Annotated in this window: 12 protein-coding genes; 2 read left to right on the top strand and 10 right to left on the bottom strand. The window is 51.4% G+C overall.

All coding sequences use genetic code 11. The annotated features are described in order from the left end of the window. Positions 1-28: 28 nt before the first annotated feature. The gene (locus B5F75_RS04335; RefSeq protein ID WP_087288321.1) at positions 29-1,750 is read right to left on the bottom strand and encodes an ankyrin repeat domain-containing protein; all 1,722 of its coding nucleotides are present in this window, start codon (positions 1,748-1,750) and stop codon (positions 29-31) included. Between the two features lie 366 nt (positions 1,751-2,116). Continuing rightward, positions 2,117-2,287, bottom strand: coding sequence for an indolepyruvate ferredoxin oxidoreductase subunit alpha (locus B5F75_RS04330; RefSeq protein WP_087288319.1), 171 nt, complete (start codon positions 2,285-2,287; stop codon positions 2,117-2,119). A gap of 154 nt (positions 2,288-2,441) precedes the next feature. Between B5F75_RS04330 and B5F75_RS04325 the strand changes: the two genes are divergently transcribed. After that, the gene (locus tag B5F75_RS04325; protein WP_087288317.1) at positions 2,442-4,382 is read left to right on the top strand and encodes a FeoB small GTPase domain-containing protein; all 1,941 of its coding nucleotides are present in this window, start codon (positions 2,442-2,444) and stop codon (positions 4,380-4,382) included. A 59-nt stretch (positions 4,383-4,441) separates the two neighbouring features. Here B5F75_RS04325 and B5F75_RS04320 read toward each other — a convergent pair whose 3' ends face one another. After that, positions 4,442-4,906 carry an LEA type 2 family protein gene (locus tag B5F75_RS04320; protein ID WP_087288315.1) on the bottom strand — a complete coding sequence of 155 codons (465 nt, stop codon included), beginning with the start codon at positions 4,904-4,906 and terminating at the stop codon, positions 4,442-4,444. 62 nt (positions 4,907-4,968) lie between these two features. Between B5F75_RS04320 and pepT the strand changes: the two genes are divergently transcribed. Beyond that, positions 4,969-6,204 (top strand): peptidase T, encoded by a 1,236-nt coding sequence (gene pepT, locus B5F75_RS04315; protein ID WP_087288314.1) that lies wholly within the window; start codon positions 4,969-4,971, stop codon positions 6,202-6,204. A gap of 148 nt (positions 6,205-6,352) precedes the next feature. Here pepT and B5F75_RS04310 read toward each other — a convergent pair whose 3' ends face one another. The 7 genes from B5F75_RS04310 to B5F75_RS07470 all read right to left on the bottom strand — a co-directional run. After that, positions 6,353-9,058, bottom strand: a complete 2,706-nt coding sequence (locus B5F75_RS04310) for a DUF4339 domain-containing protein (protein ID WP_087288311.1) — start codon at positions 9,056-9,058, stop codon at positions 6,353-6,355. Between the two features lie 92 nt (positions 9,059-9,150). Continuing rightward, on the bottom strand, positions 9,151-10,710 hold the full coding sequence (locus B5F75_RS04305; RefSeq protein WP_087288309.1) for a hypothetical protein: 1,560 nt from the start codon (positions 10,708-10,710) through the stop codon (positions 9,151-9,153). Between the two features lie 12 nt (positions 10,711-10,722). Next, the gene (locus tag B5F75_RS04300; protein WP_087288308.1) at positions 10,723-11,292 is read right to left on the bottom strand and encodes a cyclodeaminase/cyclohydrolase family protein; all 570 of its coding nucleotides are present in this window, start codon (positions 11,290-11,292) and stop codon (positions 10,723-10,725) included. A 10-nt stretch (positions 11,293-11,302) separates the two neighbouring features. Next, on the bottom strand, positions 11,303-12,154 hold the full coding sequence (locus B5F75_RS04295) for an HAD family hydrolase (RefSeq protein ID WP_087288307.1): 852 nt from the start codon (positions 12,152-12,154) through the stop codon (positions 11,303-11,305). Next, positions 12,151-13,044 carry a DMT family transporter gene (locus tag B5F75_RS04290; RefSeq protein WP_087288305.1) on the bottom strand — a complete coding sequence of 298 codons (894 nt, stop codon included), beginning with the start codon at positions 13,042-13,044 and terminating at the stop codon, positions 12,151-12,153. Before B5F75_RS04290 ends, B5F75_RS04295 begins: the two co-directional genes overlap by 4 nt. Before the next feature lie 47 nt (positions 13,045-13,091). Beyond that, complete coding sequence (locus tag B5F75_RS04285) at positions 13,092-13,970, bottom strand: DMT family transporter (protein ID WP_087288304.1); 879 nt, start codon at positions 13,968-13,970, stop codon at positions 13,092-13,094. Continuing rightward, on the bottom strand, positions 13,967-14,215 hold a 249-nt coding region (locus tag B5F75_RS07470; protein WP_204201206.1), incomplete at its 5' end, for a hypothetical protein. The genes B5F75_RS04285 and B5F75_RS07470, both read right to left, overlap by 4 nt.

The following is a 14,215-nucleotide window of genomic DNA, read 5'->3' as shown; positions in this document are numbered from 1 at the left end:
TTTTGCAGTGTAAAAATACGGTGGTTTATTATTTGGCAGGCGCGTTTTCCGTTAAGACGGAAGGGGCCGGTGCGTCCGTTTTGTTAAGCTGTTCTTCCACCTTGCGGTCAATTTCTTCCTGCATAGCCGCTTGGCGTTGGGCTTTGGCAGCGTCCAGCTGTTGCTGCAGGCGGATGAGTTCCGGGTCGTTCTGCATGGCCTGGGCCGCTTTTTCTTGGTATTCCGCTTCCAGTTTGGCGCGCAGGGCCGCTTCTTTGGCTTGCGCTTCCTGCTGGGCTTTGGCGGCTTGCTGTTCCTGCAATTCTTTCACGCGGGCTTCTTCTTGCGCCAGCTGCTGCTCCAGCGTGCGTACTTCGGCCAATTTTTGGGCTTGCAGCTGCAGGGCGTCCTGATACGATTCCGCTTTTTTCACTTTCAGCACGTTGGCCGTCATGGAATTGGGCAGGTATTCTTCCGTCAGCATAAAGGCGTTTTCGCCCGAGGAGTTGACGGCCGTTAATTCCGCTCCCTGCTGGATAAAGAACAGCGCGGCGCGGTCATTTTTGGCTTTGATGGCGCTCATCAAAGGCGTATTTTGCGAACTGTCACGCACATTTAAATCCGCACCCGCTTTTAAAAGCGCCTGCGTCGGGGCCAGCTCATCGGCGTATACGCTGTAGATCAGGGCGGTGCGGTCTTGAAAATCCTTCAAGTTGGGGTTAATGCCTTTTTGGCGCAGCAAAATGTTTACGCAGTCCTGGCGGTTCTTGGCCGAGGCGCGCATTAACACGGACACGCCATTGTTATCCTGGGCGTTTACGTCCGCTCCCAACGAAAGCAGCGTGCGCAGGGCGTCTTCCTGATTTTGTTCTACGGCGTAGAAGATAGGCGTCCGCCCGGATAAGTCGGAGATATTTACGTCCGCTTTCCCCGTCCGCACCAACATGCGGATGGCCGCACTGTTGCCTTCAGCCGCGGCGGCGGAAATGGCCGATATGCCGGTAGCCGGGTTGCGGTAATTGGCGTTGGCGCCGTTGGCAAGCAGAATTTTCATATTGTCTAGCAAGCCTTTTTGCGCCGCATAAATCAAAGCGGTATTGCCTAAATTATCCGGCAAATTGACAGCCGTTTTATCCAATTTAATGACACTGGAAACCAGTTTGGGGTTATCCAAAGTGGCGGCGTAAATCAAAGCCGTTTTGCCCCAATCGTCTTTCGCGCTGACGTTGGCCCCTTGCTCCACCAGGTAAGCTACCGCTTCGTCATTTCCGGCGGCGGCCGCGGCAATCAGCGGGGTTACCCCGTAGCTGGAGGCTTCATTTACCAACGCATTGCCGTCCTCCACCAGCATTTTAATAATTTCCATATTGCCTTTTTCGGCGGCAATGGTCAGCGGGGTAATGCCGGCGTAGTTCTTTTCGTTTACGTCCACATTGGCATACATCAACGTGCGCACGCGGTCTGCATCGCTGATTTTAATGGCGCGCACCAAAGACGTGTCGTATACAAACTTCGTCGTCGGCCTCGGGCGGTTGCCCAGCGTATCCCCTTCGTACTTTTTCTGTTCGGCGCCGAACAAGGTTCCGCGGTAAATGTCCCCCGGCACTTGCGTCGCCTGGTCGGCAATGGTATCCGTAGCGGAGCGCGGGGTGCGCTCACCCAATACCAAGCCTTCATACCCTGTATAGCTGTCGTTCGTGTTCTGCGCGGTTTGGGCGCAGAGCGGAAGGGCGGCTAATGCAAAAACAAAAACGAATCCTATTTTTTTCATGTGGTTTCTCCCTCCAGTTACTATATTATAACCAATAAGGAAGAAAAGTTTTTAAAATTTTTTTCATTTTATTGAATTAAAAACGAACTAATGCAAAAAGATTATAAAAAAATAAACCTTAATTTTTCGATATAAAAGCTTGCATTTTCTTCGGCTAGGTTGTATGATAAATTATAGAGTTTCTATTGCAGAAACATCCCTTTTATCCCCCAGAACCTTTCGATTTACCCCCCGAACGGTTCTGAACAAAGAGCCGGGCACATCCCCCGGCTCTTTTTTATGGGCAAATTGCGGGGCGGGGTTGTGCGTTGAGAATAAAAAACCGCCCGGTAAAGGGCGGTTTAAATTTAAACCCATGCAATTTGCTTACAGAGCAATCGCGCTGACCGGGCAGGTGCCGGCGCAGGCGCCGCATTCAATGCATTTGGTTTCGTCAATTTTTCTTTTGCCTTCAACTTCGCTGATGGCGGTAACGGGGCAGGCGGATTCGCAAGCACCGCAGTTAATGCAGACGTCCGGGTTTACTTTATAAGCCATAATTTGAGATCTCCTGTTTGGTAAAAATTGGTACCTAAAAATTATACAAAAAATAATTTTTCCGCGCCGCAACGGGATTTTCCCGTCGGGCCTTTCCCCTTGTAAAGAAGAGCGGGTTGTGGTAAAATATTAAAGTAAGGAAAAACTAACTTTTATGGAAAAAGAAAATTCCCGTTCCCTCTATCAGGTAAAACCGGGCCAAACGGCCCAGATTAAAGAAATCCAGACGGACTCCAAAATGGCCGCCAAGCTGGCTGCCATGGGGCTCGTCCACGGGCAGTTTGTTACCCGCAAACCCGGCTCCAGCCCAGTGGTGGTAAGCGTATCCGGCACGGAAGTGGCCATCGGACGCGAAACCGCCAAGAAAATTTTGGTGGACGCCAAAAAAAACACCTTTCTGCTGGCCGGAAACCCCAATGTGGGAAAGAGCCTGATCTTCTCGCGTTTAACGGGGATCGGCATCATTTCCTCCAATTTTCCCGGTACGACGGTGGGCCTGAACTACGGGCAAACCCAATTTGGCGGCGAACCGTATGAAATTATAGACATCCCCGGCCTCTACCGCTTGGAAGAAGAGTGGGTGATTGAAGGGCGCAAACATAATTTATTTAAAGAGCTGGAATACGATTTTATCGTGTGCGTGGCGGATGCTTCCCACCTGGAACGCAATTTGTACTTTTTGCTGGAAATTATGCAGCTTAAAAAACCGGTTATTTTGCTGCTTAATAAATTTGACGAAGCCCAGCGAAAAGGGATTCAAATTGACGTCAAACAACTGGAAAAGCTGTTGGGCATTCCGGTTATTGCGGCGGTAGCCACCACGGGCGAAGGGTTAAAGGAACTTGCTTTTCAGGCTTCGCGCATTGCTTCGCATAAAATGCCGGAAAGCCCGCTGATGGTTCCCCCTACCCCGGAAGGCAAATGGCACGCCATCGGGCATATTATCCACAAAGTGCAGACGGTCAAACACAAACACGCCACTTTTTGGGAAAAGCTGCAGGGCTGGGCGACTACGCCCGCAACCGGCCTGCCGATTGCATTGGCGGTGTTGGTACTGTCGTTCTTTTTGGTGCGTTTTGTGGGCGAGAACTTGATTGCCCTGCTAGACCCGCTGTATGAAAATTACTATATTCCTTTCCTGCAGCACCTGTTGGCCCCCATTAAAGACAATACGCTGGGCATGCTGCTGATGGGCGACGGCGTAAAATACTTTGGCATCCTGACCGAGGGACTGCATATTGCCTTGATTGAAGTGATGTCTTACGTGTTGGCCTTTTATGCGTTGCTGGGCTTTTTGGGCGATTTGGGCTACCTGCCGCGGTTGGCGGTATTGCTGGACAGTCTGCTCCACAAAATCGGGCTGCACGGCTACGGATCACTGCCGATTATGCTGGGCTTTGGGTGCAAAGTGCCGGCGGTAATGGGCATTCGCATTTTGGAAACCCGCCGGGAGCGGATTATTGCGTTGGCGCTTATTTTGGTGCTGGCGCCGTGTATCTCGCAGACGGCAATGATTATTTCCATTCTTTCGCCGTACGGGCTGAAGTATATGCTCATTGTGTTTTTTGCGCTGTTTATTAACGGCATTTTGGCCGGGACGGTGCTTAATAAACTGATGAAAGGCGAAACGCCGGAGCTGTTTATGGAAATCCCTTCCTGGCAAATTCCGCAACTCCGCCCGCTGCTGCGGAAGTTGTGGATTCGGATGCGGGAATACCTTTTTGATGCGCTGCCGCTTATTTTGTTTGGCGTGCTGTTTGTGGATTTGATGCAATTCTCCGGATTAACCGATTGGATTGCCAAAATCGCCCGCTATCCGGTGGAGTTTGTGCTGGGGCTGCCGGCGGAAACGACGCCGCTGCTGATTTTGGGTTTTTTGCGCAAAGATATTTCCATTGCCCTGCTGGAGCCGTTTAATCTGCCGCCTGCGGAGCTGGTGGTGGCGTGCGTATTTATGGCGATGTATCTGCCGTGTATTGCCACGTTCTTTGTGATGCTGCGCGAAAGCGGCTGGAAGGACACGCTTAAAGTGATTGCGCTGACGCTCTCGCTGGCGTTTGCAACGGCGTTTGTCCTGCGGATGATTTTAGGGTAACGTTTATCCGATAAAAAAACGCCCCGGCTTTAAAACCGGGGCGTTTTTGTGTGTACAAATTAGTTGTAACTACCCATGCGGCCAATGTCCACCGGTACGGGGATTTCCGTTCCCAACGGCCCTTCAAAATACATGGTACCCGTCAAATGATAGTCCAGCGTGGCGCTGCCCATGCTGATAAGCCCCAGCAGCTTGCTGTTAAAAGCCGTCATCGGCACATTCAGTTGGGCCTTGGCGTTTTTGGTAGCGTTGGGTTCTATTTTCATTTCATCAAGCGTTACGTCGGCCATTTTGTCTTCGTTTACGGTCAATTCCCCCTCAAAGCGTTTTAACGAGGCCGCTTGTTTGCGGTTCATATTGGTAATGGCGATAATCACGTCAAAATCAAACGAGGTTAAATTGTAATTAGTCAGTTCCACGCTTCTAAGAGCGAATTTGCAGTTGGCCAAATTTTCCGTTTCGTCTACCGAGGCGCAGGCCGTCAGCAAGACGGCGGCGGTAAAAAGCAACCATAGTTTTTTCATGAAACCTCCCAAGTCTTAGAATAATAAATTGTATAATAAAATAAGAATTTAAGGGAGAAAATATGAATCAATTACAGCAAAAAATTTATGACCGTTTCGTCCGCTATGTGGCCATTGATACCACCAGCGACCCCCTCAGCACCGTAACGCCTACCACCGCCAGCCAAATGTCCTTTGCGCATATGCTGGCGCAGGAAATGAAAACCGTCGGATTTACCGAGGTGGAAGTGGATGAATACGGCTTTGTAACCGGGTTGCTGCCGGCCAATACGGATAAGAAGGCGCCTGTAATTGGTCTTTTTGCCCATATGGATACCGTTTGCGACTACAGCGGCAAAGACATCCGCCCGCAGCTTCACCCCAATTATGACGGCGGCACCCTTACCATTAACGCCGATAAAAAAATGTACCTTACCCCGCAAACGGCTCCCAAATTGAATTTGTGCATTGGGGACGATATTATTACGGCAGACGGCAATTCCCTGCTGGCGGGCGATGACAAAATCGGCATTGCCACCATCATGACGCTGGCCGAATACTTAACGCAGCACCCCGAAATTAAACACGGCCCAATCAAAGCGGCTTTTACCATTGACGAAGAAACCGGCACCGGTATTGCCTATTTTAACATTGAAAAATTCGGCGCGGATTTTGCCTATACCGTAGACGGTTCCACCTTAGGGGATATTGACTGCGGCAACTTTAACGCCGATACGGTTACCCTGCACATTATCGGCAAAACCTGCCATCCGGGTTCGGCCAAGGGCTTTATGGCCAACCCCGTGCGGATTGCGGCGGATATTATTTCCTCCTGGCCGGAAGACAAACTGCCCGAAACCACCGAGGGCGAAGAAGGGTTTGTGCTGTTTAAAGATATAGAAGGCGGCCTGGATAAAGTGGTGGTAAAAGGAATTGTGCGCGAGCACGATTTGGCCAAGTTTGAAAACTTAAAAAAGATGTTGGAAGAATTGGTAGCCGAAAAGCGCCAAAAATATCCGGCGGCAAAGATTGAAGTGGAATTTAAAAAGCAATACCGCAATATGCGGGAGATTTTGAAAGAACGCCCGCAGGCTATGGAATTGCTGGAAAAAGCGCTGAATGAAAATCATGTGCAGTACCGCTTGACGCAGGCCCGCGGCGGTACAGACGGCGCGCAGATGAGCTTGCGCGGCTTGCCCACGCCCAACATCTTTGCCGGGTATGAAAACCCCCACGGGCCGTATGAATGGATTAGCTTAGGCTGGGTGGAAAAAGCCTTCCGCGTGCTGGAGAGCATTGTCAAAGACGCGGTAAAATAAAGGCCTTTATGCCAATACCCGGTCTGCCTGGCGGCAGGCCGGGTTTCTTTCGGCTAAAAAGGCCCTAAATTTTGTTTATAACCTCGTGGATAAAGGGAAATGTGCCACAAAAAAAGCCCCGCTTTCGCGGGGCCTTTGGAAGTTTAAATTAATACTGAACGGTTGAAGTAACCGGTGCCGCTTGCGCCGGTGCGGGCTGAGGGGTCATATTCCCCCCCTGCATCGGGGCCATAGCGGGCTGCCCTTGTTGGGCGGCGGGCTGTTGCGGCAGGGCGGCGCCTTGCGCTGCCGAGTCCAACAGGTTTTTGGCATCCGAAATGGTCGGGTCTAACGCTTTGGTAACCGTGTTGTAGTTAAAGCGGTAGGAGATTTTGAAGCTCTGCGGATTCTCCGGCGGAACTTTTACCAAGACGGAGTAATTGTCCGGATCTACGGCCGTAGAAATATCCCACGTAATCAGATCCTTCGCCGCGGGGTGTTTGGCTTCAATAAACTGCTTAAGCGTATAGCCGTTCATCAGCGGATAGTTCTTCACCTCGTCCAACACCGTATCCATCGGGTTGGCGGCCGGGGTTTGTTGGGCCGCGGGTTGGGCGGCAGGCTGGGCCTGGGTGCCTAACATCTCATCCATTTGGGCATTTTGCTCGGCCACTTGCTGTGCCGTCGGTTCGGAAGACAGCAGGTTAAACTGCGGCGGAATTAAATTCATAAAGGCGAGCATTACATAAATTAACGCCGCCAGCACCACCGTTACCAGCGTTCCCGCCACGAGCTTAGTGGTTTTGCCGGCCGGTTTTACGTCTGCGGCCTTTAAGTCGTGCTGGGTGTTGAGGTCGTCGTCCATATTGTCCAAATGCAGACGGTCGGACTGGGCCGGTTCCGGTACCATCGGTACGGTTTTGATGTCCAGCGTAGCCCCGCGTTTGGTTTTAATGGTGTTTTCCAAAATAATTTGGGAAACAGTCACGTCTTTAGGGGCGTCGGCCGCGGCTTCTACGGTTTTTTCCGTTTGTTTTAACGGAGAAACCATTTCCTGCACTTCAGCCGGTTTGGTTTCCTGGGCGTTTTGCTGCGGCACTTTTTCTTCCACCGGTTTGGCGTCCAATTTGGAAATTTCTTTCGGCAGTTCATTGCCGTTGGTTTGGGCGGGCGGCACAAAATCGGAAATTAAATAGGTGGAACCTTCTTTGAGTTCAATTTCCGTCAAGTCGTTAGGATTGCCCATAGGCAGCGGCTTGTCCGCCGTTTGGTCGCTAAATTGCGGCAACGTCTGTGGCTCCTGCGAAGCGGGAGCGGGCGCTTCTTCCTTTTTATCGGACGTTTGTTCCGGCGCCAAACCAAACAATTGTTCAACGCTCTGGTTGGAATCGTTGTTTCTTTCCGAAAACGCCTCGTTTAAATCTTCTTCCGTAATCAGCACGCCGTCCGGCTTTTCCGTCTTAGCGCCGGGCACCAGTTCCTGCACGGTTTCTCCTTTTTTGTCTTCTTCGGCGGGAGCGGCCGTTTTGCCGGGCATTTCATCCGAGGAAGGCAGTACGGATAAATGCGGCATATTGTCATCCGGCTGGGTTTGCGCCGGGGTCTGTTCGGCCGGTACGTCTGCCGGCATTTCGGAAGCGGGTTTTACTTCTTCCTGTTTTTCCGGTTCGGCGCGGTCGGGCGCAATGGAAAGGGCCGGGCTGGCGTTTTCGTCGGTAAAATCAAGGGTTTTCTTTTCTTCCACCGGTTCGGCGGCGGCTTCTTCTACCGTTTCCAAGCCGGGGACTTCTTCTTTTTTCTCCGACTCTTCCGCCGGGTGCAAAGCGGCTGCAGCCGCTACTCCGGCCGCGGCGCCCACGGCGGCTGCCTGCGCCATTTTAAAGGTTTCCGCTTTCTTTTCTTCTTCTCTTTCTTTGATGACCTGATCCAGTACGTCTTCTTTGGGTTCAGCAGTCAGTTCTTTAAGCAAAGCGTCTTTTTCGGCTTCGTGCGCGGTTAACGCTTCGTCCGCTTTCTGCACTTCTTTTAACGCTTCATCCAAAGTGGGTTTGTGGGCTTCTTCTGCCGGAGCAGGCGCGGCTTGTTCGGCCAAAATTTTGGCTTGCTGGGGCGTGAGCAAATCCTGGAAGGTGCTTTCTTTTTCTTCTTGGGTCTGAACGGTTTTGGCGTTATAAAGCGAATCCAGCGCCGAGCGCAAGACGACTTCTTCTTCGGCTTTGGAGCCCAACGAAACTTCCGTCGGGGTGGCGTCTTGCTTTTTATCGCCCAAGTCCACCGGGCCGAGCATATCCAAGGGTTTTTCTTCCTGATTGGCCGCGGCAACGATATTTTCCGCCTGCGAAACGAGGCTTTCCGTATTGGTAATCAGGGCGTCTTCGTTTTCTTCATTTACATCCTGGCGGGTAAGGGTGATGGTGTGCTGGTCGTTTGCCTGCGGGGCCGAATAAGATTGGGCCGCTGCCGGCTGGGTGTAGTGAGAAGACAAAATAGCCGCGTCCAGTTTGTTTTTCATATCGTCAAGCTTTTCCTGCAAACCGGTAATTTCGCGGGTTAAAAAATCAATTTTTTCCAAAAGTAATTTATTGACGTCGCCGTTGGCCGCGTTTTCCACGCGGAGCGTTTTTTCCGAAGCTAAAGGCTCGCTGTGGGCCGTTTGGGTGTTGAACACTTCTTCGGCGGGAAGCGGCTGGTTGGCCGGCTGCTGCACTTGGTCAAATTCAAAAATGCTGGAAGCTTTTACCCATTCCTGGCTGCCGCCGGCGGCGATTTCTTCGGCGCAGATTAACGTGTCTGGGGTAAAGCCCTGGAGCGTTACCAGTTTATCTTCTTCGTAAGGCCCGTCTACTTTGTCGTTGATATAAACCCAATATCTCATATTTTTTCACCCTTGAAAATAAATATAGCACGGCACGATAAAAGCATAGCAAATTATCGCGCAATTTAAAACATTTTTTTACTACGGTGCGTTTACGCTTTGGAAGCGGCCCGCGCCTGTTTGTAGCGTTCCAACAGTTTTTCCAGTTCTTCCTGGCTGGTTTTTTTCTTTTGGATGTTTTCCAGCATATCCGTCATTACGTCCAGGGAAGAGCCGTTTTCCAGCATTTCCAGTACAAATTGGGAAATCCGGCGGTTGTAGGTGCCGTTCAACTCCCCCACCAGCGTACGCAGGGCAAAAATATGTTTTTCCCGGTCGGACTTCCAAAATGTATAAGGAGCAAGCGATTCTTCAAAAAATTTAATCAGCTCTTCGGCCGGTTTGGTGCCTAGGTAGCTTTTCATCAGTTCCGGCGCAAGCCCCTGGGTAAGCGTTTGGGCTTTTAAATCGCGCAGGTACTGGGCTTGTTTGGCGGCTTCTTCCTGGCTTAGCGAGCCCAACAGCACTTTGCAGGCCAGTTCTTTGTTGTCCTTGGGGTCGCTGCAAAAAGGCAGGCTGTTTAGGAGGTCGGTCATTTCCCGTTCAATTTGGACGAACGTTTTTTTGCCGCCAAAGTGTTCCGCCAAATCATATTCATAGCCGCTGTAGAGCTCTTTTTTGGATAACGCCTTGCGCAGCACTTCGCGCTCCCGCAGGACGGAAGCTTTCTGGCTGGCTTTTTCAAAACTCTCGGCCGTTCCGTCCAAAAGTACCCGCACGGCCAGGCCTAAGTTTTCTTCCGGGCTGGACACATGGGGCAGTTTTTTAAGCACGGCTTCAAAGGTGGCCGCAATGTCGGCCGGCGCTTTGACCTTCAGGTAACGGCAGGCGATAATCAACAAATCTTCTTCCAAAATGCGGCCGTTTAACAGTTTGGAAAGCAGCGCAATATCCTGCGCGTCTTTAGGCGTAATTTGGCACAGCATGGCATGGGCCGTCAAAGAAGCGCAGAGGTGCTTGTCCGGATTTTGGGCGATGAGGGATTTGAACAGTTTTTCAAATTCCGGTTGGAAAGCAATGCTGGCCGGCTGGGTGTAGAGCAATTCCAGCTCGGCAGTAATTTTAACGGAAAGGTGGTATTTGTCGGCCGTTTTAAAAATATCCTTTTTATTTTGCTTGGCAGTTTTGGGCGAATTGTGCAAAAGCGCATCGGCCTGTTTTAGCAATACGTCTACGGCGTGGAGCGCTTTTTTGGCGTCTTCCATATCGCTGTCCTGCACGTCTTTTAGGGCGGAGGCGAATTCTTCGTCAAAGTATTTGCGGGAAGAAAAGGAAGAATAGACTTCCAACAGCTTGGCGGTGTCTTTGGCCGGAATTTCCAGTGCGGCGCACAACTCGCTGATAGAGGTGGAATTGTTGTAAATGCGCAGCTGGCGCAGTGCGGCGGGGATGGTGATTTCGTCCAGCAGAATTTTTGCGACGATGGTGTCCGTCATCGGCGAGTCCGAGCTCAGTTGGGCGGCGATATTGGCAATATCCTGCTGCAGCTGGGGCAGGGTTTTTTTGTCTTCCAGGGTGTAAACCAGTTTGGCGGCGTAATCGTCGTCAATACCGGGGAGCATGTTGTAAATGGTGCCCAGCATACCGCTTCTTTTGTTTGCTTTATCGCTCATAAGATTGTCCTTTTAGCAGACCTTTAAAAACGAGGCAATCTGCTTGTTAATTTCGTTAACCCGGTCTTCATTGGTAATGAAAGACAGGTTGGCCCGAATGCTTTCCACCGAGCTTTTGATGCACGCCTGCAGCAGGTGTTTGGCGCAGTATATATCCGACAGGATAATTTCGGCCACGTCGCTTTTAATAGCGTCCACTTCCCGCAGGCAGTGCATGGCCGCCGACGCCGCATCCGCCGGCACCCGCGCGGCAAACAGCAAAGCGTCCTGCACCGCTTTTTCCCGCTCGGCAGATTCCTTGGGCAGTTTTTTTGCCGTCAGATACGCGGCATACGCTTCCCCGTCTTTTTGGATGTAGCCTTTGAGTTCGTTTTTAAAAGCGCTCAGCCTTTTTAAACTTTGCGTCAGGCGCGGGCGTGCGTCTTCGGGCGTGGCTTTGCGTTTAAGCGTGGTTCCCACGGCCATAATCGCCAACGCGCAGCCCATGGCCCCCGCCATGGCGGCAGCGGCCCCGCCCCCCGGGGTTGGTTCCGAGGAGGCTAACGCTTCGGTAAAACGTTCTGCAGCGGTGTACCATTCCATTTTTGGTGCCTCACATAATGGTTCCGGATTCCAAATCCGAGTATTTTTTGATGCGCAGCATTTTCAGGCGGTCTTCGTCAATGCCCGTGCGGCTGAAAAACACGTGTTCAATGGCGCTGGCGGGCATGATGTAGCTGCCGCGTTTGACGCCTTTGGGGTCGGTTTTAATTCCCAGCCAGACGCAGAAAGTGGTGATATCGGTAAAATCTTTCGTTTCCAGTTCGGCGGCGGCACGCTGGATTTTTTGGGCGTCGCCAAAGCCGTTGGTCAACACCGCGCTGTGAAAACCGCAATTTTTGGCGGCGCAGACGTCGCGGTGGGTGTCGCCGATGACGTAGACGTCTTCGGGCGCGATTTTGGTTTTAAATTTTTTCTCCGCGCGTTTTACGGCCGCCTGCAGCATTTCTTCGCGGGTGTGGCCGTCTTCCCCATAGCCTCCCACGCTAAAGTATTCGCCCAGCTTGCTGGGAGCCAGCTTGATTTTGGCGCCTTCTTCCAAATTGCCCGTGCCCAAACCCAAAATAACGTCTTTGTCTTTGGACAACAGTTTTAAAAATTTTTCTACGCCCGGGATTAAATCGTATCTTTTGCAGCGCACGGCGGCGTGTACTTCTACGGGCAGGAGCTCTAAGTATTTGGCTTTCATTTTTTTCATTTCGGCGGCGGTGGGTTTTTTGCCTTTTTTAATTAACGAGTAAACGATCGAAAAATTATCCAAATCCGTCCGGCCGGAAATGAGGGAATGGTCAAACTCCGGGTCGGTGCCGTAGAGTTCTTTCATCGCTTTTTTAAGGGCCGTGCGTCCGGCGCCTCCCGCATTGACCAATGTTCCGTCCAAATCAAATAAAACGAGCTTTTTCATTTTGTTTCTCCTTGTTTCTTAACCAGGCCGGTTACGATATACGCCCCGCCGATGGCGAGCACCATGCCCAGTATTTTATAAGCGGTAATTTTATCCTGCCCCAGCAGGACGGCCAGCACAAACGTCATCACCGGGTACGACAAAATAATTGCCGTTGCCTTGCTTAAATCCATATGACGGATGGCTTGGTACCAATAGGTATTTCCCAAAAAATAGTTTACTACGGCGCACAGCACCAGCATGCTCCACAGCGTGGCGTTGCTTTCAAATTGCAGCGGCCCCTGAAACGCCGCCAGCCAGGCCACCAATACCGCCAAGGCCGGAATGGCAAACAGCGCCCGCGCCGCGGCAATCAACTGCGGCGGCATTTGCGCCGGCAGTTTTTTGGCAAAAATATGGCTCAGCTGGAACATCCACAAACAGCCGATAATCATCAAATCCCCTTTTAACTGCACCGTGGTGCCCGCCTGCCATAATAGCAGCCCTACGCCCAGCAAAATCAGCAACGAGCCGCCAATTTGCCGCAGGGTGGGGCGTTCTTTTAGCAAAATGGCCGATAAAATAAGCGAGTAGATAATTTCAAATTGGTTTAAAATGGCTCCGTTGACAGGGGTGGTATAGTTGAGGGCAATCATAAAGATCGTCATGGGAAGCGCAGTGCCAAAGGTGCCCATCGCCAAACATTGCGGCCAGACTTTTTTATCCAGCAAAATGCGCCAGCCGTTTGTTTTTTGAATATAGGGCAAAAAACATACAGAAGCAACGGCACACGCCAGCAAAATAAACAGGGCGGACGTTACGTACGGAACGGCGGCTTTGCTGATCACTAAATTGGCGGCGGTGGCAAACCATGCAATCCAAATGGCGATAACGGGGGCAATGTTAAACATAAATTCTCCTGGATATATTGTACTTAATTCCTAGCGGGTATGAAAGGTTAATGCCCTTCTTTTTTTACCGTCAGGCTCACCCAGTAGGCCCCGGCCAGCGTAAGCAGCAGGCCGGCGGCTTGGTGCCAGGTGATGTTTTCAAGCCCCAGCAGGGCCGATAAAATAAGCGACAGCACCGGATAAGACAAGTAAATAGCCGTTACTTTGCTTAAATCCAGGGCGCGTATCGCCTTGTACCAGACCACCATGGCCAGCCCGTACTTTAAAAATCCCGTATACGCCAGTACCGAGAACATCTGCAGGTTGGGCCGAAGCACAAAGGATTCTTTCATTCCCCACATTACCGCCAAAATGCCGATCAGCGCCGGCAAGGCAAACAGGTTGCGCGCCATGGCGATGACGCGGTGGTCTAAATGTTTGGGCAGTTTTTTGGCGACCGTAGACCCTGCCTGCAACATCCACGTGCTGCCCACAATCAGCAAATCCCCCGTCCAGCGCGGGGTGTATTGCTCTTTGAGTAAAATAATCAGCACCCCCAGCACGATAAGAGCGCTTCCCAGCAGCTGCTGGCGGCTGGGGAATTCTTTTAAAAAAATCCCCGCAAACAGCAGTGAATACAGCAGTTCCGATTGCTGCAAAATGGCGGCGTTGCCCGGGGTGGTGTAGTGCAGGGCGATGAGGGAAATGGTAAACGGAAGCGCGGTGCCAAAGGTGCCGATAAATAAAAATTTCCAGCAGGTTTCCCCAGAAAGAAGTTCCCCCCATTTATGGTTTTTTGTAATCCACGGGGTAAAATACAATACTCCGATAATCGTGCCTAAAAAAACGAGCAAAGCCGGGCTGATAACGCCGGCCGCATATTTGCCGGCAATGGGCGACAGGCCGACAATGGCCCAGCAAATCCAGGCGGACAAAAGAGGCGTCATAAAAGGTTTTCTCCGAAGTGAAAAGATAAATAAATTATAGCAATTTGAAAGTTTTGGAAAAAGAAAGGAAAAATGCCAGCGTCATTTTGTGCTGGCGCCAACAAAAAACCCGGGTTTGCACCCGGGTAAATCATGTGCAGAGAGGGACTCGCCTTCCGGTCATTTTCCTGACGGAAAATGCCTGCAGTCCGGGCTCGCGGCACTCGCCTTTCGCTGCGCTCAAACTCGTGCAACGCTGCGCCTTT

The organism is Elusimicrobium sp. An273, assembly GCF_002159705.1.
GTDB lineage: Bacteria > Elusimicrobiota > Elusimicrobia > Elusimicrobiales > Elusimicrobiaceae > Avelusimicrobium > Avelusimicrobium gallicola.
The sequence above is the reverse complement of the archived record's forward strand: the minus strand, read 5'-3'. Positions and strand labels throughout refer to the sequence as shown.

Coding starts and splice junctions, on each gene's coding strand:
- B5F75_RS04335 (WP_087288321.1), bottom strand. CDS start 1,750: ATGAAAAAAATAGGATTCGTTTTTGTTTTTGCATTAGCCGCCCTTCCG.
- B5F75_RS04330 (WP_087288319.1), bottom strand. CDS start 2,287: ATGGCTTATAAAGTAAACCCGGACGTCTGCATTAACTGCGGTGCTTGC.
- B5F75_RS04325 (WP_087288317.1), top strand. CDS start 2,442: ATGGAAAAAGAAAATTCCCGTTCCCTCTATCAGGTAAAACCGGGCCAA.
- B5F75_RS04320 (WP_087288315.1), bottom strand. CDS start 4,906: ATGAAAAAACTATGGTTGCTTTTTACCGCCGCCGTCTTGCTGACGGCC.
- pepT (WP_087288314.1), top strand. CDS start 4,969: ATGAATCAATTACAGCAAAAAATTTATGACCGTTTCGTCCGCTATGTG.
- B5F75_RS04310 (WP_087288311.1), bottom strand. CDS start 9,058: ATGAGATATTGGGTTTATATCAACGACAAAGTAGACGGGCCTTACGAA.
- B5F75_RS04305 (WP_087288309.1), bottom strand. CDS start 10,710: ATGAGCGATAAAGCAAACAAAAGAAGCGGTATGCTGGGCACCATTTAC.
- B5F75_RS04300 (WP_087288308.1), bottom strand. CDS start 11,292: ATGGAATGGTACACCGCTGCAGAACGTTTTACCGAAGCGTTAGCCTCC.
- B5F75_RS04295 (WP_087288307.1), bottom strand. CDS start 12,154: ATGAAAAAGCTCGTTTTATTTGATTTGGACGGAACATTGGTCAATGCG.
- B5F75_RS04290 (WP_087288305.1), bottom strand. CDS start 13,044: ATGTTTAACATTGCCCCCGTTATCGCCATTTGGATTGCATGGTTTGCC.
- B5F75_RS04285 (WP_087288304.1), bottom strand. CDS start 13,970: ATGACGCCTCTTTTGTCCGCCTGGATTTGCTGGGCCATTGTCGGCCTG.